Here is a 23,354-nt window from a genome sequence, read left to right as displayed (position 1 = left end):
ATTAAATCAAGTATAGATATAGTAGAGACTTGAGGTGCAAAAGGGAATGGCAATTAGTTTACGAAAGGTTAAGGTGGTTTTGTAAAAAAACATAATAATTTGAAAGTAGGTTAGGATAGTATGATTACTCATATTGAAATAGGGATTTTATGATGCTAAATCATCAGCAAGTTCAAAATATAATCAATGATTATGGTAAAAAAATAGGGTTGAGTACTAGGGTGTGTCTTCAATTCACCCGATAGTCATCTAAATGGGCTAAAAATGGCTAAATCTTGCCAAACATCGTCAAATAGCTGGCTAATATCCCGATATTATCTGCGCTATTTTTCTTGTTTGACGGCAATTTATCTCATTTTTATCGCCATTTTTGAAATAAAGACACGCCCTAATGATGTGCTCTTAAGAAAAAAACCATCTGGATTTGGCGAGCCACACTTAGAAATAAGCGATGACTATTACCATTACATGGTATATGAATGCGGTAGTGAACTCACTAGAGAGTCTTCTAGGGATGTAGATGATTTTATCTATAGGTTTTTCGAAACTATAACTTCTATGATAGCGGGTGAGTATCAACAGCAGAATATTGTCATCGGTGAGGATCAAAGAGTAATTCGTTTTCATAAACAAATTGAACTTATGACTCAATTAAAAGATGAGTGGGGTAGAAGGAAAGAAGCTGATATAGCAGAAACTTTACAGAATGCTCCTTATTCAATTAAAAAGCTTACTTGGCTAAATAAGTTATTAAAATTCTTTGAATAATCAAACGGTAAACAGACGCTTTCCTGCTAGTTCTAGCGCAGCTTGTAATAATAACTCCCACGCTGGCTGACGAACCAGTCCTTTGATGGCTTGGTCACAACGGTATAAGAGCGCAGGCCATTCAGCCGTTTGCGTTTTTGATTGGCGACGGCAGGCTTGTTGATATAGCCCTTGTTTGCTGCGCCAAATGCCAAGCGTTTGCGGATCTTGTCCGTCCATCAGTTGTATAATCTGACGCATGTCTTTACTAATTGCCCATAATACTAAGGTCGTCGGCTCATCAGTCGCTTTGAGTTGAAAGATGATTTTTGCCACTTGTGCGCTATTACCTGCCAGCATCGCATCCGATAAATCAAAGACGCTAAATTGAGCGTCACTGACCAGTGCTGCTTGTAAATCTGTGATATCGAGTGCCACAGTATTTGTAGGCTGTGCAAAATCGCCAGCTGTTTCGGTATCTTCATGAGGAGCCATTAACTGCGGCGCAAACAGATAAGACAGGCGCCACAAGGTTTGATAAGCACTTAATAGATGATGCTCAGTATGTGACATCAGTAGTTGCCATGCTTCTTGAGACAGCCGTAATCCAAACTTTTGAGCCTGAATCTGCAAGAGCTGCTGGCGCTGCTGCTCGTTGTATAAATTACAGTCAATGACATTGCCATATTGCGCAAAAGGGGCAAACCACTTACTGCTCTGGCTACGTTTGTCTTGCTTAGGCGTAAGCCATAATACACTATGACCGTGTGTACCTGCTTGTGCTTCAACCGCAAAGCGTTCGAGCTCAGCAATGACAGCCTTGTCAGGTTTATGGTTGCCAGTCACGATTAAGGCGCTGGCATCATCAAACAATGATTGGCTACCCAGCTCTGATAGCACTTCTTGCCAGCTCTTGACTGATATCAGCTCTATGCGCTTGATTGCGTAGTTTTGCGCGCGCCAATGTGGACGAAGCGCATCGATGAGCCATTGACTGAGCAACGGCTCATCACCGTGCGCCAGCCACAAGCCCGCTACTACAACGGAGGGTCGCAGTAGTTTTGGATAGGCTTTTATAAAAGTATCTTGCATAACGTGGTGGTACACAGGTTGATGAGGGGGGAATACCAATCTCAAAGTTATGATAAGCGGTGTAAAACTCGCTTAGTCTACTCATTTTGCTAGAAATAGTATCGTTTGATAATAAGAACGACTGAATATTAAGGTTGTGGTACGACAACGACCGTTGGTTTCACACCTTTATTCTGTAGCATCGCTTGTTTTGTCCCAGATGTGACTTTAGGGAGAGAGATAGCCACGTACTGATCAGTGATACGTCGTGCTAGGCTGTCATACAGCCAGTCACGTATTTGATCGCCTTGCTGATCATCAGTGTTCACGGACGCCTCATTGTATTGATAGCTACGCTCGACCTGAATAGGATTGCTCAGTTTAACAGGCTTGCCATTTTCCATCGTTTGATAGCTGACATCGGCTGATAGTACTAAGCGAATCTCTGTTAATACCCCGACCAATTCGTAACGCTTAAAACGCACATTATGAATGTCAATGGCGGCAATAGAATCAGCATTCGCTTGTTGGTTATTACGAGCAACTTCTGCCGAACTCATATTGCCAATGATATCGACACCTAACGTTTTTAGGCGCCGCGTCAGTGGCAGTTTTAGAGGAAAGGAGGTGCGATTGTCTTCGATAATCACCGCTGTTTTTTCGACATCAAGCAGCATCGCGGAGTCATAGCCACGCAATTGAAAGCCGCAGCCACTAAGCGCCGCCGTTGCACCGATCACCGCAAACATTGGCAGTGCAGTAAGTAATGCAGTCACTAGCTTTTGTCCGCCGGACTTTTTTGCAGTAGGGTTTTGTGCGTTTGGTGTTGATTGTGACTGCTCAGCTCGATGCTTGTACGACATAAACGCTATCCTCATATGATAAAAAGGCTTAGAACACTAGGGCGTGTCTTCATTTCAAAATAGAGATAAAAATGAGATAAATTGCCGTCAAACCAGAAAAATAGCACAGATAATATCGGGATATTAACCAGCTATTTGACGATGTTTGGCAAGAGTTAGCCATTTTTAGCCCAGTTAGATGACTATCGTTTGAATTGAAGACACGCTCTAAGCCTAAATGACCTAGCCTGCCACCACGATATTAACCAACTTATTAGGGACAACGATTTCTTTTTTGATCTCGCCAGTGATGAATTTTGCCACACTTTCCATCGTCCGAGCTTGCTCTTTTAACTGCTCAGGATCGCTGTTCGGTGCCACATCCATCTTACCACGCATCTTACCATTGACCTGTACCACCATGGTGATCATGTCCTGTACCAGTGCACTTTCATCCACGGTTGGGTAGTCTAAAGTTAAGGTGTCGAGGCCTAGCTGCTCAAGCAAATGCTCACCGACGTGTGGCGCATATACAGACAGCATAATCAGCAGATTGGTCAACGCTTCGTGCTTGACGTGTAGCTCTTGCTCATTACTAGCACTAAAGCTGGTCAACTCGTTGGCAAGCTCCATAAGGCTTGATACAGGTGTGTTCAGTGCCAAACGGTCACCTAAGTCACTGTCAATTTTGGCAATCGTTTCGTGCGTTTTACGGCGTAAGTTTTTGGCGTCTTTGCTCAGGCCTTCCGTGCTCAAGGTGGCACTGTTGAGCGTCTCAATGCTGATATTGGCGACCGTTAGCGCTTGCATATGGTCGGTGGCAATGCGCCATACTTTTTTCACAAAGTTATAAGGGCCTTTTAACGCATCATCTGACCATTCAAGCGTTTGGTCAGCAGGCGCGGTAAATAGCGTATACAGACGAACCGTATCAGCACCATATTTATCAATGGTTAGCTGCGGATCGACACCGTTGTTTTTTGACTTAGACATTTTTTCGATTTTGCCAATCGTCACTGGCTGCCCATCAGATTTTAAGATTGCTTTGATTGGTTGACCGCGTTCGTTGAAGTCAATATCGATATCTTCTGCAAAATAGTAGGTCGTACTGCCATCAGCGTTGACGCGGTAGAATGTACCAGCGAGCACCATGCCTTGGGTCATTAGGTTGGCAAATGGCTCATCACCTGTGACTAAGTTTTCGTCACGCATCAGCTTATGGAAAAAACGCGCATACAATAGATGCATCACCGCATGCTCGACACCGCCGACGTATTGATCGACCGGCAACCATTTATTGGCCGCTGATTTGTTGACCATGTTTTGCGTGTCATTTGGGCTAGCAAAGCGTGCGTAATACCAGCTTGACTCTACGAATGTGTCAAAGGTATCGGTCTCACGCTCAGCAGGGTTACCACATTTAGGACAAGTGGTATTGACAAACTCTGGTAGATTTTTAAGTGGATTACCACGACCATCAGGCACGACATCGGTTGGCAATACAACTGGTAGATCTTGCTCTTCGACAGGCACAGTACCGCAATGCTCACAGTTGATCATTGGGATAGGGCAACCCCAATAGCGCTGGCGAGACACCCCCCAATCACGTAGGCGATATTGAATTTTTTTCTTAGCCAATTCTTGTGGCTCAAGCTTAGCAAGCATCGCTTCGAACGCTTGATCGAAATCTAGACCGTCAAACTCACCTGAATTAACCAAGGTATTACGCTCAGTATAAGCAAGATTGACTTCCGTATGGTTCGCTTTTGCTTCTGCTTTTAGTTCATCAAAATAACCGTCAGGCACATTGATGACTTGTTTGATTGGTAGGTTGTATTTATTGGCAAACTCATAATCACGTTCATCATGAGCAGGTACCGCCATGACGGCGCCTGAGCCATAGCTCATCAATACATAGTTGGCGACCCAAACTGGCACTTCTTCACCAGTCAGAGGATGCGTCACAGTGAGACCTGTGTCCATACCGATTTTTTCAGCTTTGGCCAAGTCCGCTTCAGCAACTGAGCCTTTTTTGCACAGGGCGCAGAATTGCGCAATCGCTTCATCATTCTCAGAAGCATATTGTGCAAGTGGATGCTCTGCCGCAACAGCGACATAAGTCACACCCATCAACGTATCAGGACGAGTGGTGAACACATCTAAGGTGTTTGCTTCACCAGCAAGCTCATAAGGGAAGTGTACTTCCATACCAGCACTACGACCAATCCAGTTGCGCTGCATGGTCAATACTTCAGATGGCCAATGACCCTCTAGCTGATCCAAATCATCCAACAGCTCATCGGCATAATCGGTGATGTTGAAGTAATACATGGGAATATCGCGCTTTTCGACTGCAGCACCACTACGCCAGCCTTTGCCATCGATGACTTGCTCGTTTGCTAAGACAGTGTTGTCAACGGGATCCCAATTGACCGTCGACAGCTTTTTGTAGACCAAGCCTTTTTTGTACAATTGCAAGAACAACCACTGCTCCCACTGATAATACTCAGGGCTGCAAGTAGCAAACTCACGTGACCAGTCAATAGACAGACCTAACAATTTGAGCTGCGCACGCATGCTGTCAATATTGGCAAACGTCCATGCCGCAGGTGGGGTTTGGTTCGCAATCGCAGCGTTTTCTGCTGGCAGGCCAAAACCATCCCAACCCATTGGTTGCATGACTTCATAACCTTTTAGGCGATAGTAACGGCTCAGTACGTCTGAGATGGTATAGTTACGCACATGGCCCATATGCAGCTTGCCACTTGGGTAAGGAAACATCGACAGCATGTAACGACTTGGCTTGTCGCTTGGCTCATTGCTTACTTCAAAGCGCTTGTCAGTTGCCCATTTGGTCTGCTGCGCGGCTTCTATCGCTTGTGGGTTATAATAATTGTTTTCTGCTTGGTCAGATGTCACAGTATTACTCATAGTGGGCTCTAGATTGAATATTTTGATAAGAAATTAGATACGATAGAATAGCGCAAATCGGCAAAAAATGCGATGGGGCAACGTAATAATAGAGCAGTATTAAGAAGTATATAACGACTTATGAATGGATAGTAAGGCTAGACATGCAAAAACTAAAGAAAGGTCAGGTATTAAAGTATCCTATTGATTTGTATTTATCTAAAAAGAATATAGCACTTATGCTTGTTTTAGGTATGTTGCTTTTCCCCTTGTTTTTTTATGGAATACCTTGGGCACAAGAAAAAAATGATTGGCTTTTTCTGATGAGCATATGGTTTTTCATCGTTTTAATTTTTTTTGGTGTGATTGTAGTGTTACTCACGCTAATAAAAGGTAAGCCTGTCTTGCAAATTACGGATACAGGTATAACGCTTCTACAAGTTATTCGACGACCACAACAAAGATATTTGTCATGGCAGGATATTGAATGTATAGGCATCGATTGTCGGGTTGTTAAGCACCACGAAATTTGGTTGCTAGTGATTCAGCCCAAGCAAGGCAAGCTCATACAACTCCCGATAAAACCTATGAGATATAAAGACGCTATCTTGAATGAGATGGAGATTGTACATCTAGTGCAACTCGCCTTTGAAGGCCAATCCGCTATACACTACGAACCGATAGAAATGGAGAGAATGAAACTGCTCACGCCAAGAATGAAGTGGCTAATATTAGCCTTGATTCTGAGCTGTCTCGCTGTTTATCTATTTCTACTTTTTAAGTAAAACGCACATAATCCATATTATATTTAAAGGAACAATAATGACCATCACCATTTACGGTATCAAATCATGCAGCACCATGAAAAAAGCATTTACCAAGTTGGATGAATTGAATATAAGTTACGATTTCCATGACTATAAAAAACAAGGTATCGATAAAGAAACCGTACAGCGTTGGGTAGATGATCTGGGCATCGATAAGGTGCTGAACAAGCGCGGTACGACATGGCGCAAGTTGACTGACGAGCAAAAGCAAGCGGCTGATGCCAATATAGATAACGCGATTGACCTGCTAGTAGAGAATACCAGCATGATTAAGCGTCCGATTGTAGAAGGTCAGATCGACGAGAAAAACCAAGGTCAGCCAATATTGCTTTGCGGTTTTGATGAGGCTGTATTCGATAAAGTTTTTTCGTAAAAGAATATTGCTACCATCAAAAAAGCCCGAGCTTGGATACCAAGCTCGGGCTTTTTTGATGCTAATAATTATAGGCTGCTAGCACAATTATGAATCCAATTCACGACTGATTAATGTGCCGACACCTTCATTGGTGAAAATCTCAAGCAAGGTAGCATGGGGCACGCGGCCATCAACGATAACAGCGCTTTTCACGCCGCTACGTACGGCATCCAGCGCACATTGAATTTTAGGAATCATGCCGCCTGAGATCGTGCCATCTTCGATTAAGCTATCGACTTTCTTTGGCGTCAGCCCAGTGACTACTTCGCCATCACGCCCCAATACACCTTTGATGTTGGTCAGCAGCATTAATTTTTCTGCTTGCAAAAACTCTGCGACTTTACCAGCGACTAGATCTGCATTGATGTTGTAGGTATTACCTTCGGCATCGACGCCAAGTGGGGCGATGACAGGGATAAAGTCAGACGCAATGAGCATGTTAATCACGTCTTTATTGACACTGACCACATCACCGACGAACCCTAGGTCTATCGGAACAGCGATGCCATCTTCGCCGATTTTTTCCATCATTAGCTTTTTGGCTAAGATTAAGTTGGCATCTTTACCAGTTAGGCCAATCGCGCGTCCACCGTGCTTATTGATTAAGCTGACGATCGACTTATTGACGCCACCGCCTAACACCATCTCGACGATATCCATGGTGCTTTTATCAGTGACGCGCATACCATCGATACGGTCAGAATGACGGCCGAGCTCTTTTAGGAGGTTGTCAACTTGCGGGCCACCGCCATGTACGACGACTGGATGCATACCAACGGTTTTTAGCAAGACAATATCGCGGGCAAATGAGCTTTCAAGTGCAGGGTCAGTCATGGCGTTGCCGCCGTATTTGACGACGATGATCTTATCGACAAAGCGCTGGATATAAGGCAGTGCCGTGGTTAAAACTTCAGCGGTGTTTTTGGCATCATCTAAATCAAGCGTCATTACAAACTCCTAAGTTATGAGGTTAAAAAAGTCACGTTGTATTTGATGGTAATTACTAGGGCGTGTTTGATATTCATAAATAGGCACTGCCATGGTCGAATATCAAACACGCCCTAATTGGCTGGTCACGATTCGGCAGGAATAGCGGCAATCTGTTCTGCCAGTGTTTTATCAAATGGGCGACATAAAGCGGCGAATTTTCCTTGGATATCTTTTAGATCTTCCATACTGTCGCCAGCAAAGCGTACGGTCAGATTGTGACTGGTATTTGATTGGCGAAGCACCCCAAAACCATGCGCAAAATCCAACCGAACACCATCGATGCAGCTCAGTTTTGTCCCTACTGGCAATAAATATTTGGCTTGCTTGAGCGTTATGTCTTGTCCATCATACGAAAAATGACAAAGGGATGGCTGGCAAGTGGTGGCCAAATAATGACCAGTATCTGCTGCTACAGTCGCATCTACAAGTTGTCGTAAATACTGACAGAGTGTGGCCAAATGTTCTACGATAGAGCAATCTTGTTCAAGCGTTTTTGGCATTGACAGTGTTGGCAATGTCGATACTGGCCGCTGAGGCATAGGCAGTTTGGGCATGGGCAAATAATGATCCGCAGTACTGACCATGGCTGGCAAGCTTTGAATAATATCTGACAACGTCTTCTTATCATGTAGGTCGTTGCGAGTACGAGAGAACCAATGCAACAAGCGTAATGCTGCATACATCGCATCATCATAAGGAATGAAGCGACTGTCATTGAATATAAAATGTCCTGATAATTCACCAGCAAAGACAATTTGACTATCAGACTGCTGGATCTGTTGGCGCATAAAGCTGCTCCCCGTCTTACTAATCACAGGCGTAGCGCCTAGCTCAGACAAGAGTGTCGGTAAGTGATGAGAGCATTTGATATCAAACAGGACTTGAGATGGTACTCGCGATTCTAGGGGTTCTGTAGGGTGTAAAGTGGCAGGGCGTTCCGCGATAGCCACTTGTGCTAATAAATATAGCAAATGATCAGGCATGACCACTTTACCGCTATCATCGACAATCATTAAGCGATCGCCATCACCATCAAAAGCAATGCCGATGTCTGCTTTATGATGAAGCACGCTCTGCTGCAATTGTGTGAGGCGGTGGGGCTCAGTGGGATCAGGGTTGCCAGAGGGAAAACTGCCATCAGCGCTGTCATTGAGCATGATGACTTGTTGGCAGAAATGACTAAATAAACGCTGAGCGATATTGCTGGTCGCGCCATGCATACAGTCAATAACGACTCGAAAATCAAGTTTCGATAAGGGCTGTTGAGTAACTTTTGAATGTGGTCTCTTTGAATGTGGCTTACTGGATTGATAAATCTGCTGAAAAACTTGAGCGATAGCCTTAATATAAGCCGTTGCTATGTCCTCAGTAGATAAGCCTGTATCCTGAGTGTTTTGCTTGAGAGTATTCGCTTGAATGACGCTATTATTTTTTGAATTGCTTTTAGTCAACTGATGAAAAAGCAATTGAATCTCTGCACTGCTAGGAGACTGATGATTGACTAACCACTTAACGCCTAAAATTTCTTTAGCAGAATGACTGGCGGTTACAATGATGCCATGTCCCTGATACTGCTCTGCCCAAAATACCATCATTGGTGTAGTGACGAGACCTAGCTGGATAACAGTTAGACCATGCTGAGCCAATATATCAGCGAGTTTCTGTGCAATAGCTTTACTACCATTACGCACATCATAACCAATCACAATAACGATTTTTATAAAGCTGACCTGTTGCGCTAATAGGCTGTTTTTCGAATCGTTATCTTCTAATATGCATAGTAAGCCACTATAAAGATTAGCAAAAGCATTGCCGAGCGCTTGTATAAAGTTGGTCGTAAAATGCTGGCGTGAACCACGAATATCATAAGCACGAAATAAGGATTGCTGCGCCGCAAAAGTTGGCATCGCTTACTCTCCTTATAATCGTGGTTATGATGGTTGTGACAGTTGTAATTGCTAAAAAATAATTAAAACGCTAACTCAGTAATGATTACTGGCGACCTGAATGTCCGAATCCGCCCGCACCGCGTTCGCTTTCATCACTAAAATCTGTGACGATTTCAAACTCAGGACGGGCAACAGGTACGACGATATACTGTGCCATACGCTCTGCTGGATTAAGCACAAAGTCGTCCCCGCTACGATTCCAGATACTGACCATTAGCTCACCCTGATAATCGGCATCAATCAGCCCAACCAAGTTACCCAAGACGATACCGTGCTTATGACCAAGACCTGAGCGCGGTAAAATCATACCTGCATAATTAGGGTCTTGAATGTAAACGGCGAGGCCTGTGCCGATTAAGTGTGTTTCACCCGCTTTAATCGTTAACGGCTCGTCAATACAAGCACGCAAGTCAATACCTGCACTGCCATCGGTGGCACGAGTTGGTAGAGAAAACGCTTCATCTTCAGTAATTTTAGGGTTTAACACTTTAACTTGTACAGCTTGCATAACGCACTCACTTAACGATTTGATGGTTTTTAAATGATGTTTTTGAACTAGGGCTTTGAAAAAAATGTATTCAGAGTTTTTATATAAATAACAATTCTATATTTTGATTGGGTAATTAATTATTCAGCAATTGATTATAGTATTAATACGCTGGCTAAGCCTAAAAATGACATAAAACCGACAATATCCGTGACGGTCGTTAGGATAACTGAAGCAGATAGCGCAGGATCGATATTCATCCGTTTGAGCATCAGCGGTATACTGATACCCGAGACATTAGCCGCAGTCATGTTAATAGCAATGGCAAAGCCGATAACTGCACTGATCTTAATATCATGAAACCATAATTGAGCAATAAATGCCATGATTATCGCCCAAATGATACCGTTTATCGCGCCAACCCACAGTTCTTTGTTTAATAGCCAGACACGGTTAGAACCACCGATTTGGCCCATCGCCATACCACGGATAACGACCGTCAATGTCTGAGAGCCAGCAATGCCGCCCATACTGGCGACCACTGGCATGAGTATCGCTAGCGCCACGACTTGTGCTAGTACTTCCTCAAACTGCCCAATGACCGCTGCGGCCAATAGGGCGGTACATAAGTTAATACCTAGCCAAACACTGCGACTTTTGGCACTGGTCAGAATCGGCGCAAACAGCTCTTCATCTTGGCTGACACCAGCGAGGTTTTTCATGGTGCTATCGACATCATCTTGGATGATTTCCATGATGTCTTCACCGTTTAGTTGACCGACCAGCTCGCCATGGCTATTGATGACGGGGGCAAAGCGAATGTCTTCTGAACGAAAAATCGCGGCGGCATCTTGAATATCCAAGCGATCATTAATCGTAATGGCAGTGTCAATCAGTTCCGAGACCAAAGTAGTTTGATGATGTTTAATTAAATCAACCAAACTCAGTAGACCAAGTAATTGTTGGCTTTGATCGACAACGAGCAGCTCTTGGCTTTCGTCATCGAGCAGGTCGTCGTTCTCTCGTAGCCAGTGTTGCACTTTTTCTAGCGTAATGTCTTCTCGCACCTGAATAATATCAGGATCCATATAGCTACCAACTTCCCAATCCTCATAAGTATCGAGTTTGTTGACTTGAACACGGGTCTCTTCGTCTAGCGTTGCCATGACGGAGGTACGTACGCTCTCGGTCACAGTATCCAAAATCTCAGAGATGTCTTGTGCATCGAGGTCTTGGGTAAATAAAGAAATCTCTTTTGAAGAGATGTTCTCCATCAACGGCTGGCGAGTATCGACATCTAGCTCAGCGAGGACTTCACCTTTAATACTCTCTGGAACCTGCGCCCAAATTAAAAGCCGGTTTTGAGTCGGAAAAGACTCTAGTAAGTTGGCAATCTCATATTCAGACTGCTTTGTTAAAAACTCGGTAATGGCTTCATATGCCTTGTCAGCTACCAATCCCTGTAGATACAGTAGCTTATATTCAGCATTATATTCAGCTGGATTATAATCTCCCTGTAGCGTAGATGGTCGTTCTTGATTCGGCATAGGGGTAGGCATAAAATTTCCAAGGTTTTCAAAAAATATAAATAACAATTAAAGCAGTCATTTTTCGCCCAGTCTCAGGCGTGTGTTCTCAAGCATTCTTATTTAGGCATTTTCATTAAGGCTAGCGATTGCCTAATAACGCTCTAATATTTGCCAAATACTCATCAGCAACTGCTTCTGGGTCTTTGGTGGCTTTTTTCTTTTTCGCTTTGGCTGGCCAGTCGATGTGATCTTCTGGTAACTCATCTAAAAATCGTGACTCTGAAGTAACACGCATCTGACCACCTGCACGGCGCTGTGTGGCTAGCGTCAATGTGAGCTCACGGCGTGCACGGGTAATGCCCACGTACATCAGACGGCGCTCTTCTTCGACCGTCTCGCTCATGATAGAGTTACGATGCGGTAGCATCTCTTCCTCAAGTCCCATGATATAAACGAAATCAAACTCCAAGCCTTTTGCGGCATGCAAAGTCATTAAGTTGACCTTGTTGGTATTCTCTTCTTCTTGCTGCTGCTCCAGCATATCAAGCAATACCAGCTTACGAATGATGGTATCAATCGTCCGATCTTCGTCTTCTTCAGCGCGATTAATCAAAGATTGAATACTGGTATAGAGCATATCGATATTATCAATACGGTTTTTTTCTTGTTGCGGCGTTTTGGCATCACTGCGCACAAAGTCAATATATCCCGTCTCATCGATCATCTGGCGTACGATTGGCACAGGGTCAGGATGTTGATCCAACTCACGCGTATAGTGCTCGATAAATTCACCAAACTCTCTTATCGTACCATAAGCCTTTGACGGCAATACATGAGTCAGACCAGCGTGGGTACAAGAGGCCAATAGCGATATGCTGTGCTCTTGCGCAAACAGACCGAGTTTTTCTAGCGTGGCAGGTCCCATACCGCGCTTAGGCGTATTGATAATGCGTAAAAATGCGCTGTCATCTTCGGGGTTCAAAATCAGACGCAGATACCCCATGATGTCTTTGATTTCACTGCGTGCAAAGAACGACTGACCACCCGATAACTTATAAGGGACTTGTAGCTGACGCAGTTGTGCTTCTAACATCCGCGCCTGAAAGTTACTGCGATAAAGGACAGCATATTGCTCCCACTCATTACCAAAGCGCAGTTTATGAGTGACAATCTCTTTTGCTACGCGTTCGGACTCATCGTCATCATTACGGCAGTTGATAATCCGAATTTTTTCGCCTTGACCTTTATCTGACCACAGTTTCTTTTCAAATAAATGCTCATTATTCATAATGACTGCGTTGGCTGAGGTCAAAATGCGAGTGGTCGAGCGGTAGTTTTGTTCTAGCATGACAATTTTGAGCTTAGGAAAATCTTCCTTTAGCAGCGCCATGTTTTCAGGCTTTGCCCCGCGCCACGCATAGATAGATTGGTCATCATCACCTACCACGGTGAAGCGGCCTTGCGGGCCAACCAAATACTTAATCATTTCATACTGGGCGGTATTGGTATCTTGATATTCATCGACTAAGAGGTAACGAATGCGGTTTTGCCATTTATCACGTAGCTCTCTATTTTCGCGCAGTATTTTCGTTGGCAAGACAATCAAGTCATCAAAATCGACAGCGTTATAAGCACGCAAATTGCGCTCATATAATGCATACAACGTGGCAAAAATCATATCTTCTGGATCGTCTAATGTTTCCATTGCCTTGTCAGGCTCAATCAGATCGTTTTTCCAATCCGAAATCATTTTGATTGCTTTGCCGACCAACTCACGACTTTCAGCGCCACTTAGGTTGTCACGCATCATCAGCTCCATCAGCAGTCGCTTGCTGTCGTCGCTGTCCATGATAGAGAAGTTCCCCTTTAGCGGGGTATGAATCAGCTCATAGCGCAAAAACTGTAGGCCGAACTGGTGAAAGGTCGACACGGTCAGACCGCGCATCTTTTCACTTGGCAGCAGTTTGCTGACACGGGCTTTCATCTCACGTGCGGCTTTATTGGTGAAAGTCACTGCCGTGATACGCTCAGCTGGCATGTTGCATTCTTCGATCAAGTAAGCAATCTTGCGCGTGATCACAGAGGTCTTACCGGAGCCTGCACCTGCGAGTACAAGTAATGGACCAGATACGTAGAGCATGGCTTCTTGTTGTTTGGGATTGAGTTGACTCATAACGTGACCTGTAAGACAAAAGCGAAGAGAAGGGGGTGTTGATGCCGTACCGCTACCTGCAAGCGGTGCGTATCATCAAAATCGCTATCGTAGCGATATCTTAATCATATTTATTATAAGAATAATAGGGTTTCAGGTTTGAAGGTGAAATACCATAAAAATCAGGTGGGTCATTATAAAGCAAAAACAGTCACTTTGGGGGAGGACTTGGGTGATGAAAAAGGGGTATTCGGGCACTTGATTTTTGATAAATAGCGTGGCAGTGGTTGCTCATAATCAAAAGCATGGATTTGGGGTTAATATAAGGTAACGTCTATATCATAATTCATAGTAAAAAAAACACATTTTTTTTACACAGAAAGTGACCGTTCAATACAGTTAAAAACTAGCTTTTGGGCACTGATATGCGTATAGTACGTAAATAATTTATGCCAGTTGTCTCGTCTCTATTGACCACGTGTAATGAGCTATTAAATCAATTAAGTAAGCAGTCGAATATGATATTGATTTAATACGTTGATCTTACGTTGTTAGAAGATGCGTTGGGCGACCAGCCTTTATCCGCGCGCATACCGGAATCTCTACAGTTGGTCACGTCTGACATCGTCGTCAATATGCTTGATAATTGGTTATTACTAGCAAAATACCTAACATGTGACTCAATGACAGTTACTTAAACACAGTGGCAGTTACTTAAATATAGTGACAGTTGCATCGTGTTTTCGTCTGCGTTATACCTGTCGCAAGATGACCTTGGTGGGTCATTGCTTGCGCTGTGTCTAACACTCGATTGGGTGAGGAGCACGTATTATCATGTCTGCTTTTAATTGGTCAGCCATTGCTTTTATCTTAGCCGCCATTGGGCTAGTTGTCTTTATGCTGGTCGTGCCGCGTTTGCTTGGCGGTCGCTCTCAAGGCTCACAAAAAGAAGAAGTATTTGAAGCGGGTGTTGTCGGATCTGGCAACGCCCGTATTCGTTTGTCTGCCAAATTCTATTTGGTGGCAATCTTCTTTGTCATCTTCGATCTAGAGGCGCTGTATTTGTATGCTTACGCCGTTTCAGTACGTGAGGCTGGCTGGCTTGGTTTTGCCGCTGCTGCCATATTTATCACCATCTTAATCATCGGTTTGATCTATGAGCTGAGTTTGGGTGCGATGAACTGGGCACCTGCTGATAAACTGCGCAAAAAGGCACGGCTCTATGCTGCGCCTGCTGGTTTTAACTTAGCAGACATCACCAAGTTTGATGGTGCTCATGAGCTGATGGTTGATCCGACGGGTAAAGTGCCAGCGCAGTCATCTGGTCAAATCAATGTTTCGAACAATATTGAGACCAATCGTCGTCATCTACAAAACATCGATCATATTAATACCACGGGTAACGTTACGTCTGTGGATTTTGCGACGTCTGCTAAACAAGATAAAACTGAGCGTTAATGCCAGTTGATGATTTTGGCTCATAGAGTTTGTAAAGACGGGTAGCAAGAGATAAAGACGTCAGTCTGTTTGTATTAATGATCGCTGATGATTAGCCACTTATTAATAATAAAATTATGGTGACAGCGCGCGCAAGATGATTGCCACGCCAAGCCTAATATGAAGGTTGTATGTTATGAAATACACATTAACAAAAGCCAACCCCGATGCAGATACCTATCCTGCACAGACCAGTCAAACGGTCAATGACCCTATCGAAGACGAAGTTAATAAAAACGTCTTTATGGGTCGTCTCGAAGACCTCGTCCATTCGACAGCAAACTGGGGGCGCAAGCACTCACTATGGCCATTTAACTTTGGTACTTCTTGTTGCTATGTAGAATACGCCACCACCCTGACAGCCGTTCATGATTTGTCACGCTTTGGTGCTGAGGTTATTCGTGCCTCGCCTCGTCAAGCAGATGTCATGATCGTCGCTGGTACTTGTTTTGTCAAAATGGCACCTGTTATTCAACGTCTTTATGAGCAAATGCTTGAGCCAAAATGGGTCATCTCAATGGGTGCCTGTGCCAACTCTGGTGGTATGTATGATATCTACTCTGTCGTACAAGGCGTGGATAAAATCATTCCAGTCGATGTCTATGTGCCAGGCTGTCCGCCACGTCCAGAAGCGTTGATTCAAGGCTTGATGTTATTGCAAGAATCTATTACTAAAGAGCGTCGTCCGCTGGGCATTCATGTCAATGAGCAAGGTATCTATCAGCCACAAATGACGCCTGAGCGTGACCGTAAGCAAGCAGATCGTATCGCTGTTAAAAACTTGCGTAGTCCAGACAGTATTTAGATTTGTGCGTTTAGATTTATAGCGATAGCAACAACATCAATATTTTATGCCCTCATCATAGTTCGGTTATGATTAACATAGCTTAGTTATGGTTGACATAGTTCGGTTATGACTAACATAGTTCAGTTATGATTAATGAAGGAATACATCATTCATGGTCACGGTAGTCGAAAACATAGATCCTAAGATTAAGCCTGTCCCAGCGGTTATCAAAGAGCTGGAGCAGAAGTATGCCGGTAAGTTTGTCGTGCAGCATACTGTTGATGAGATTCCAACAGTGTGGGTTGCGCGTGCGGATTTGCTCGATGTTCTCTTATTCCTGCGTAAATTGCCACAGCCATACGTCATGCTATTTGACTTGTCAGCGATAGATGAGCGTTTACGCCAACATCGTCAAGGCTTACCTGACAGTGACTTTACGGTGTTTTATCATCTAATGTCGCTTGAGCGCAATAGTGACGTACGTATAAAAGTCGCGCTGAGCGAAGACGATGTCAATGTACCTAGCGCCACCAATATTTGGCCAAATGCCAACTGGTATGAGCGTGAAGTATGGGACATGTTCGGTATTGTCTTTACGGGCCATCCGCATTTGACCCGTATCCTATTGCCAAAATATTGGGAAGGTCATCCACTGCGTAAAGAGTATCATGCGCGTGCGACGGAATTTACCCCATACTTCTTGAATACGGCTAAGCAGCAATATGAGCAAGAAAATCTGCGGTTTGTCCCAGAAGAATGGGGCATGAAACGTTCAGGTCGTGATGAAGACTTTATGTTCTTGAACATCGGTCCTAACCATCCCTCTGCTCATGGTGCCTTCCGTTTGGTGCTACAGCTTGATGGCGAAGAAGTCGTCGACTGTATCCCTGATATCGGCTATCACCATCGCGGTGCAGAAAAGATGGCTGAGCGTCAAACATGGCACTCATTTATTCCTTATACCGACCGTATTGATTATCTCGGTGGTGTGATGAATGAGCTGCCGTACATCATGTCGGTCGAAAAGCTTGCAGGGATTACGATTCCACCGCGCGCTGAAACCATCCGCGTGATGATGAGCGAGTTTTTCCGTATTACCAATAACCTACTATTCGTTGGTACGTTTATTCAGGATGCGGGCGGTATGACCCCTGTATTTTATATGTTTACCGATCGCCAAAAAGCCTATGACGTCATCGAAGCCGTGACTGGCTATCGTATGCATCCCGCTTGGTTCCGTATCGGTGGTACGGCTGCTGATCTGCCACGTGGTTGGCAGCGTCTGGTTCGTGAATTCCTAGATTGGATGCCAAAACGCTTGGACGAATATGTCAAAGCAGCATTACAAAACAGCGTGCTCAAAGGCCGTACTCAAGGGGTTGCTCAATATAATGCCAAGCAAGCATTGGCTTGGGGCGTCACTGGTGCAGGTCTGCGTGCGACAGGCGTTGACTTTGATCTGCGTAAAGCACGTCCATACATGGGCTATGAAAATTACGACTTTGAAGTGCCAGTTGGCTACAACGGTGATGCTTATGACCGTTGTATGGTAAAAGTCGAAGAGATGCGTCAGTCATTGCGTATCATCCGTCAGTGCATGGATAACATGCCACAAGGCCCTTATAAAGCGGATCATCCATTGGCTGTGCCACCGCCGAAAGACCGTACATTAAATGATATCGAGACGCTGATTAACCACTTTATCTCAGTATCTTGGGGTCCTGTGATGCCAGCGGGCGAATGTACGATGATTGTAGAAGCGACCAAAGGTTTGAACAGCTATTACATCACTTCAGATAAGGCGACGATGAGTTATCGTACCCGTATCCGTACGCCGACATTTGCGCATTTGCAGCAGATGCCATCAGTGATTAATGGTTCGCTCGTCTCTGATGCCATTATGTATCTGGCATCGATTGATATTGTGATGGCTGATTGTGATCGCTAATACTTTGATCTAAGACTAGTGCTTTGATTAGAAAATTATCGTTATTAAAGAAATACGTTTATCAATATATCATTGCCAAATGGCACACCAAAATGCTGATATTTTGCCATGTAGCGACACTCATAAAACTGTCGCTATTAGCTGATAAAGCGTGATGAGTGAGGACAGATAGAAGACTATGAAAATTGTTTCCGACAAAATGCCAAAAGTAGATGTGGCAAGCATCCTCACTAGCGAGGAAATTGCGGCTATTCATGAGTTCATGCACCATTACCCACAGGCGCGTGCCGCCTCGTTAGATGCGCTAAAAATTGTGCAAAAGCGCAACGGCTGGGTCGACGATGCACAAGTGAATGCCATTGCCAATATTCTAGACATTCCAATGTCAGATATGGACGGGGTCGCTACTTTCTTTAACCGTATTTATCGTCAGCCTGTCGGTCGCCACGTCATCCTTATTTGTGATTCAGTGGCTTGTTTCTTGACAGGTTATGAGGCGTTATCGGCTGAAATCAGATCGCAGCTGGGTATTGAATATGGTCAGACGACGGCTGATGGTCGTTTTACGCTATTGCCAATTTGCTGTTTAGGTAACTGTGATAAGGGTCCTGCTGTGTTGATTGACGAAGACACCTATGGCCCTGTCCAGCCTGAAGAAGTAACGCAATTATTGGAGCTATACGCATGAGATTAACACTTTCAGAGCAGATTGCTCAACGTAGCCAAGGCAAAGCACCAAGCCAGCTTAATGAGCAGCGCATTCCAATTTATGGTGATAAAGCCACAGCGACTAGCGAAACCAAGCCGTTAACATGGCGTCTAGCACATCATGATGCAGTACTTGATTTGGCCACCTACGAATCTCTAAAAGGTTTCACTGGTTTAAAGCAGGCCTTGAGTCAATCGCCTAAAGAAGTCGGCAATATGATCAAAGCTGCCAACGTCAGAGGCCGCGGCGGTGCAGGTTTTAATGCTGGTTTGAAGTGGACATTTATGTCGCCGCCGGATGGTTTGCCACGCTATCTCATTTGTAATGCAGATGAGATGGAGCCGGGCACGTTTAAAGATCGTCTATTAATGGAGCGTCTACCGTTTCAGCTGATTGAAGGTATGTTGATTACCGCACATGCGATTGGTGCCACTGACGGTTATATCTTTATCCGCGGTGAGTACATCTTGGCCGCTGAACGTTTGGTCGCTGCCATTGAAGAATGCTTGGCCAACAATCTAATGGGCAAGAATATTTTAGGCTCAGATTTTAGTTTTAATCTACATGTGCATACGGGCGCTGGCCGCTATATATGTGGTGAAGAAACCGCACTGATTAATTGTCTAGAAGGTCGCCGTGCTAACCCACGTACCAAACCGCCTTTTCCGCAAATCTCTGGTGCATGGGGTCGTCCAACGGTAGTCAACAACGTTGAGACTTTGTGCAACATGCCAGCGATTTTGAACCATGGCGTCGAATGGTATCAGTCATTATCTACTATCAAAGGCAAGAGCCAGACACCAGGCACCAAATTGTTTGGTTGTTCAGGTTTGGTCAACGACCCAGGTCTATGGGAATTACCATTTGGTTATACGGCGCGCGAAATCATTGAAGATTTAGCAGGTGGTATGCAAGCAGGTAAAACCCTCAAAGCTTGGCTACCGGGCGGCGCATCGACTGACTTTTTAACCACTGAGCATTTAGATGTGGTGGTAGATTTTGACACCATTCAAAAAGCAGGTAGCCGTATGGGTACTGGTCTTATTATGGTTGTCGATGAAGCTCAAGATATGGTGCCACTCGTTCGCAATCTCGAAATTTTCTTCCAACGCGAATCCTGCGGTTGGTGCACACCATGCCGTGACGGTCTACCGTGGGGCGTCAAACTGCTTACCGCTATCAATGATGGTGAAGGGCAAGTAGGCGATGTGGAAAAATTAGAAGGCCTTACGCGTGACTTATGGATTGGTAAAACATTCTGTGCGCATGCCCCAGGTGCGATGGAGCCACTAATGAGTGCGATTAAATATTTCCGTCCAGAGTTTGATAAAAAAATCACTCAGGCGGTTGGTGTAGATATCATTGATGCTGCAGCCAATCAACAGCCAGTAGTGAAATAAGGAGAGCGGCATGGCAGTCATACATATTGATGGAACCACTGTCGAAGTAGATAGCGCGGATAACTTGCTACAAGCTTGTTTATCACTCGGCATTGATGTGCCGTATTTTTGTTATCATCCAGCCCTTGGCTCAGTAGGCTCGTGCCGTCAGTGCGCGGTCAAGCAATTCCAAAACAAAGAAGATATGGAAGCAGGTCGCGGTCGTCTCGTGATGTCATGTATGGTCGCTCCTGGCGATGACATGTACATCTCGGTCACTGATGATGAAGCAAAAGCATTTCGCAAGTCGATGGTTGAGTTACTTATGACCAACCATCCACATGACTGTCCAACCTGTGAAGAGGGCGGACATTGCCATTTGCAAGACATGACCTATATGTCAGGTCATAGCCGCCGTCGCTACCGCTTTACCAAACGCACGCATCACAACCAAGAGCTTGGTCCATTCATCGCGCATGAAATGAACCGCTGTATCGCTTGCTATCGTTGTGTACGTTTTTATAAAGACTATGCGGGCGGCGAAGATTTGGGTGTTTATGGCTCAAACAATCGCGTTTACTTTGGCCGTGATAAAGATGGTCAGTTCGAAAGCGAATTCTCAGGCAACTTAACTGAAGTATGCCCAACCGGTGTATTTACTGACAAAACACATTCTGAACGTTATAACCGTAAATGGGACATGCAGTATGCGCCAAGCATCTGTCATGGCTGTTCGGCAGGTTGTAATATCTCACCAGGTGAGCGTTATGGTGAATTGCGCCGTATCGAAAACCGCTATAACGGTGAAGTAAACCGCTATTTCTTATGTGACCGTGGTCGCTTTGGTTATGGCTATGTCAATCGTGACGATCGCCCAACCCAAGCGCTTGAACGTATCAATGATAAGCATGTCAAAATCAATATTGACTATGCACTCGATGAAACCATCAAGCGTATCAAAGATAAAAAAGTCATCGGTATTGGCTCACCGCGCGCCAGTCTAGAGACTAACTTTGCGCTAAAAAATCTCGTTGGCTTTGATAAGTTCTCAACAGGTTTGAACCATCAGCAGCAAGCACTGGTCAATAAATGCATCGAAGTATTAAGTACTGATGGCATTTATAACCCTAGCATGACTGATATCGAAAGCCATGATGCGGTATTGGTGTTGGGTGAAGATATCACGCAAACTTCATCACGTGTCGCGCTGTCAGTACGTCAAGCCGCAAAAAATGAAGGCTTGAAAATGGCGGCGGCGCTGCAAACGCAACCTTGGCTTGCAGAGCCTGTTAAGCGTATTGCTCAAGATGCGTTAAGCCCAGTCTATGTCATCGATGTAACGCAAACTAAGCTAGAAGATATCAGTAAAGTGAGCGTAGTGGCGACCCCTGAAGACATCACTAAGCTTGGCTTTAAAGTCGCTGATGAGATTGCTAGTTTCGCTGATGATTTAGCGGAAATAGCAGATCCACAAGCGGCTGAACAAGATGCTGATGCCAGTACTGAGACTGACGGCATGCAAGTGTTGGCTCAGCAAATCGCTTATGACTTGATTCAGGCCGATAAGCCATTGGTCATCTCGGGTAGTAGCTTATCGTCTACCGCATTGATAGAAGCAGCGGCGCAGATTACTCAAGCATTGACGCAAAAACGCGCGGCAATCAAAGCGACTGAACAGCAGCAAGTTGAAGCGCATAACGCCAAAGTAAAAGCAGCTAATGACCAGCCTGAAGAAGATCAAGATTTATCTGCTAAGCCAAACAAGCCTGAAACGGGTGTAAATACAGAAGCGCAAGATGATGTAGAACGCGCTCCTGCCGAACCGCTCGAATTAAAAGAAGTGAACAACCGCTATCAGGCACAAGCAGGTATCTACTTAACGGTTACCGATGCCAATAGCATGGGTGTTTGCATGCTCGGCGGTCAATCAGTAGAAGAGTTGTTAGCGACTGATTTCGATGTGGTTATCGTTGCTGAAAACCAGCTGACTGATGCCATTGATGCCAATAAATTGACGCAGCTATTGACGGATAAAACGGTCATTGCATTAGATCATCAGCTACTTGATTGGCATAAAGACGTCGATATTGTATTGCCAGCGGCTAGCTTTGCAGAAGCAGACGGCACATTGATATCGGCTGAGGGTCGTGCGCAGCGCTTCTTCCAAGTCTATGACAACGAATACTACCATCCAATGAGCAGCATCAAAGAAGGCTGGCGCTGGCTACATGCAGTGCATAGCAGCATCGAAGGTCGTGATGTCGATTGGACACAGCTAGATGATGTCATCAATGCATTGATCGCAACCCATCCTAAGCTTGCGGGTATCAAAGGCGCTGCACCTGATGCTGCTTACCGTATGACTGGTCTTAAGATTGCGCGTCAGCCACGTCGTTATTCAGGTCGTACCGCTATGCGTGCACCGATATCCGTCCATGAGCCGATGCAACCAAAAGATTTAGACACCGGCTTGACCTTCTCAATGGAAGGCTATAGCGGTAAAGAAACGCCAAGCTCGATGATTCCTTTTGCCAATGCGGCAGGTTGGAACTCACCGCAAGCGTGGAACAAATACCAAGACAAGGTCGGTGGTAGCCTGAAAAACGGTGATCCAGGTGTACGTTTGTTCGATCAGCTAGCACGTTTAGAGACACGCCAATATGTTGCGCCGGAAGCGATGTCTGCGACGACGACTGATATGCAGCAAGGCCAAGCGAAGCTAGTGCCTATCTATAATATCTATGCCAGTTCAATGATGGCTTCTCGCAGCCCAATCGTCGCTGAGCAATTACCTGTTGCCGCATGGCGTATCGGTATGGATGATGCTAAGGACTGGAATATTGCTGCTGGTGATTACTTGGCGATAGAGATTGATAAGCAACAAATCACTTTGCCAGTACAGATTGTTGGTTACTTAGCAGAAGGTTGTATCGGTTACCCAGTTGGGCAGGTGAGTATCATTCACCCATCGATGCCAGCGTCGGTACGTAAAGTGGATGCACCAGTGACGATGATGGGCAGTATGGCTAACGATATGATGAACAATAATGACATGATTAACGATAACGATACTGCGCAAATGAACACAGCGCCGATCACCACACAGGAGGTGTAA

General features: G+C 44.9%; 17 protein-coding genes. 9 read left to right on the top strand and 8 right to left on the bottom strand.

All coding sequences use genetic code 11. The features are described 5' to 3' along the window. Nucleotides 1–264 precede the first annotated feature (264 nt). A complete protein-coding gene (locus QL982_RS01320) occupies nucleotides 265–768 on the top strand; it encodes an Imm63 family immunity protein (RefSeq protein ID WP_290161753.1) in 504 nt (167 codons plus the stop codon). Here QL982_RS01320 and holA read toward each other — a convergent pair whose 3' ends face one another. From holA to leuS, 3 genes are all read right to left on the bottom strand, one after another. Then, nucleotides 769–1,839, bottom strand: coding sequence for a DNA polymerase III subunit delta (holA, locus tag QL982_RS01315; protein WP_290161751.1), 1,071 nt, complete (start codon nucleotides 1,837–1,839; stop codon nucleotides 769–771). A gap of 128 nt (nucleotides 1,840–1,967) precedes the next feature. Then, entirely contained in the window at nucleotides 1,968–2,681 is a 714-nt protein-coding gene (locus QL982_RS01310; protein ID WP_290161749.1) for a hypothetical protein, read from the bottom strand. Nucleotides 2,682–2,903: 222 nt separating this feature from the next. Next, nucleotides 2,904–5,591, bottom strand: coding sequence for a leucine--tRNA ligase (gene leuS / locus QL982_RS01305; protein ID WP_290161746.1), 2,688 nt, complete (start codon nucleotides 5,589–5,591; stop codon nucleotides 2,904–2,906). Nucleotides 5,592–5,734: 143 nt separating this feature from the next. On the opposite strand from leuS, the gene QL982_RS01300 reads away from it, so the two are divergent. Beyond that, the gene (locus QL982_RS01300) at nucleotides 5,735–6,355 is read left to right on the top strand and encodes an STM3941 family protein (protein ID WP_290161745.1); all 621 of its coding nucleotides are present in this window, start codon (nucleotides 5,735–5,737) and stop codon (nucleotides 6,353–6,355) included. A gap of 37 nt (nucleotides 6,356–6,392) precedes the next feature. Then, entirely contained in the window at nucleotides 6,393–6,770 is a 378-nt protein-coding gene (locus QL982_RS01295) for an arsenate reductase (protein WP_290161743.1), read from the top strand. Between the two features lie 87 nt (nucleotides 6,771–6,857). Here the strand turns inward: QL982_RS01295 and argB are convergent, their stop codons facing one another. The 5 genes from argB to QL982_RS01270 form a co-directional block, all read right to left on the bottom strand. Next, complete coding sequence (gene argB / locus QL982_RS01290; protein WP_290161741.1) at nucleotides 6,858–7,760, bottom strand: acetylglutamate kinase; 903 nt, start codon at nucleotides 7,758–7,760, stop codon at nucleotides 6,858–6,860. Between the two features lie 125 nt (nucleotides 7,761–7,885). Continuing rightward, nucleotides 7,886–9,709, bottom strand: a complete 1,824-nt coding sequence (locus QL982_RS01285; RefSeq protein ID WP_290161739.1) for a phosphomannomutase — start codon at nucleotides 9,707–9,709, stop codon at nucleotides 7,886–7,888. Between the two features lie 85 nt (nucleotides 9,710–9,794). Beyond that, on the bottom strand, nucleotides 9,795–10,259 hold the full coding sequence (gene dut, locus QL982_RS01280; RefSeq protein WP_290161737.1) for a dUTP diphosphatase: 465 nt from the start codon (nucleotides 10,257–10,259) through the stop codon (nucleotides 9,795–9,797). 134 nt (nucleotides 10,260–10,393) lie between these two features. Next, a complete protein-coding gene (gene mgtE, locus QL982_RS01275) occupies nucleotides 10,394–11,797 on the bottom strand; it encodes a magnesium transporter (RefSeq protein WP_197218284.1) in 1,404 nt (467 codons plus the stop codon). A 109-nt stretch (nucleotides 11,798–11,906) separates the two neighbouring features. Then, a complete protein-coding gene (locus tag QL982_RS01270; RefSeq protein WP_290161735.1) occupies nucleotides 11,907–13,940 on the bottom strand; it encodes a UvrD-helicase domain-containing protein in 2,034 nt (677 codons plus the stop codon). Between the two features lie 813 nt (nucleotides 13,941–14,753). On the opposite strand from QL982_RS01270, the gene ndhC reads away from it, so the two are divergent. From ndhC to nuoG, 6 genes are all read left to right on the top strand, one after another. Then, on the top strand, nucleotides 14,754–15,377 hold the full coding sequence (gene ndhC, locus QL982_RS01265; RefSeq protein WP_290161733.1) for an NADH-quinone oxidoreductase subunit A: 624 nt from the start codon (nucleotides 14,754–14,756) through the stop codon (nucleotides 15,375–15,377). 175 nt (nucleotides 15,378–15,552) lie between these two features. Beyond that, nucleotides 15,553–16,221, top strand: coding sequence for an NADH-quinone oxidoreductase subunit B (locus QL982_RS01260; RefSeq protein WP_021813431.1), 669 nt, complete (start codon nucleotides 15,553–15,555; stop codon nucleotides 16,219–16,221). Nucleotides 16,222–16,375: 154 nt separating this feature from the next. Next, on the top strand, nucleotides 16,376–18,151 hold the full coding sequence (nuoC, locus tag QL982_RS01255; protein WP_290161730.1) for an NADH-quinone oxidoreductase subunit C/D: 1,776 nt from the start codon (nucleotides 16,376–16,378) through the stop codon (nucleotides 18,149–18,151). 178 nt (nucleotides 18,152–18,329) lie between these two features. After that, nucleotides 18,330–18,839, top strand: coding sequence for an NADH-quinone oxidoreductase subunit NuoE (gene nuoE, locus QL982_RS01250; RefSeq protein WP_045444735.1), 510 nt, complete (start codon nucleotides 18,330–18,332; stop codon nucleotides 18,837–18,839). Continuing rightward, nucleotides 18,836–20,260: an NADH-quinone oxidoreductase subunit NuoF gene (gene nuoF / locus QL982_RS01245; RefSeq protein WP_290161726.1), complete on the top strand. Its 1,425-nt coding sequence runs from the start codon at nucleotides 18,836–18,838 to the stop codon at nucleotides 20,258–20,260. The genes nuoE and nuoF overlap by 4 nt, the downstream gene beginning before the upstream one ends. Nucleotides 20,261–20,270: 10 nt before the next feature. Further along, nucleotides 20,271–23,354, top strand: a complete 3,084-nt coding sequence (nuoG, locus tag QL982_RS01240; protein WP_290161724.1) for an NADH-quinone oxidoreductase subunit NuoG — start codon at nucleotides 20,271–20,273, stop codon at nucleotides 23,352–23,354.

The sequence above is a fragment of the Psychrobacter sp. 5A.1 genome, from assembly GCF_030407455.1.
Lineage (GTDB): Bacteria > Pseudomonadota > Gammaproteobacteria > Pseudomonadales > Moraxellaceae > Psychrobacter.
The sequence above is the reverse complement of the archived record's forward strand: the minus strand, read 5'-3'. Positions and strand labels throughout refer to the sequence as shown.

What these genes read in the sequence shown, in the direction of transcription:
- QL982_RS01320 (WP_290161753.1), top strand. Translation starts at nt 265, where the DNA reads ATGGCTAAATCTTGCCAAACATCGTCAAATAGCTGGCTAATATCCCGA.
- holA (WP_290161751.1), bottom strand. Translation starts at nt 1,839, where the DNA reads ATGCAAGATACTTTTATAAAAGCCTATCCAAAACTACTGCGACCCTCC.
- QL982_RS01310 (WP_290161749.1), bottom strand. Translation starts at nt 2,681, where the DNA reads ATGTCGTACAAGCATCGAGCTGAGCAGTCACAATCAACACCAAACGCA.
- leuS (WP_290161746.1), bottom strand. Translation starts at nt 5,591, where the DNA reads ATGAGTAATACTGTGACATCTGACCAAGCAGAAAACAATTATTATAAC.
- QL982_RS01300 (WP_290161745.1), top strand. Translation starts at nt 5,735, where the DNA reads ATGCAAAAACTAAAGAAAGGTCAGGTATTAAAGTATCCTATTGATTTG.
- QL982_RS01295 (WP_290161743.1), top strand. Translation starts at nt 6,393, where the DNA reads ATGACCATCACCATTTACGGTATCAAATCATGCAGCACCATGAAAAAA.
- argB (WP_290161741.1), bottom strand. Translation starts at nt 7,760, where the DNA reads ATGACGCTTGATTTAGATGATGCCAAAAACACCGCTGAAGTTTTAACC.
- QL982_RS01285 (WP_290161739.1), bottom strand. Translation starts at nt 9,709, where the DNA reads ATGCCAACTTTTGCGGCGCAGCAATCCTTATTTCGTGCTTATGATATT.
- dut (WP_290161737.1), bottom strand. Translation starts at nt 10,259, where the DNA reads ATGCAAGCTGTACAAGTTAAAGTGTTAAACCCTAAAATTACTGAAGAT.
- mgtE (WP_197218284.1), bottom strand. Translation starts at nt 11,797, where the DNA reads ATGCCTACCCCTATGCCGAATCAAGAACGACCATCTACGCTACAGGGA.
- QL982_RS01270 (WP_290161735.1), bottom strand. Translation starts at nt 13,940, where the DNA reads ATGAGTCAACTCAATCCCAAACAACAAGAAGCCATGCTCTACGTATCT.
- ndhC (WP_290161733.1), top strand. Translation starts at nt 14,754, where the DNA reads ATGTCTGCTTTTAATTGGTCAGCCATTGCTTTTATCTTAGCCGCCATT.
- QL982_RS01260 (WP_021813431.1), top strand. Translation starts at nt 15,553, where the DNA reads ATGAAATACACATTAACAAAAGCCAACCCCGATGCAGATACCTATCCT.
- nuoC (WP_290161730.1), top strand. Translation starts at nt 16,376, where the DNA reads ATGGTCACGGTAGTCGAAAACATAGATCCTAAGATTAAGCCTGTCCCA.
- nuoE (WP_045444735.1), top strand. Translation starts at nt 18,330, where the DNA reads ATGAAAATTGTTTCCGACAAAATGCCAAAAGTAGATGTGGCAAGCATC.
- nuoF (WP_290161726.1), top strand. Translation starts at nt 18,836, where the DNA reads ATGAGATTAACACTTTCAGAGCAGATTGCTCAACGTAGCCAAGGCAAA.
- nuoG (WP_290161724.1), top strand. Translation starts at nt 20,271, where the DNA reads ATGGCAGTCATACATATTGATGGAACCACTGTCGAAGTAGATAGCGCG.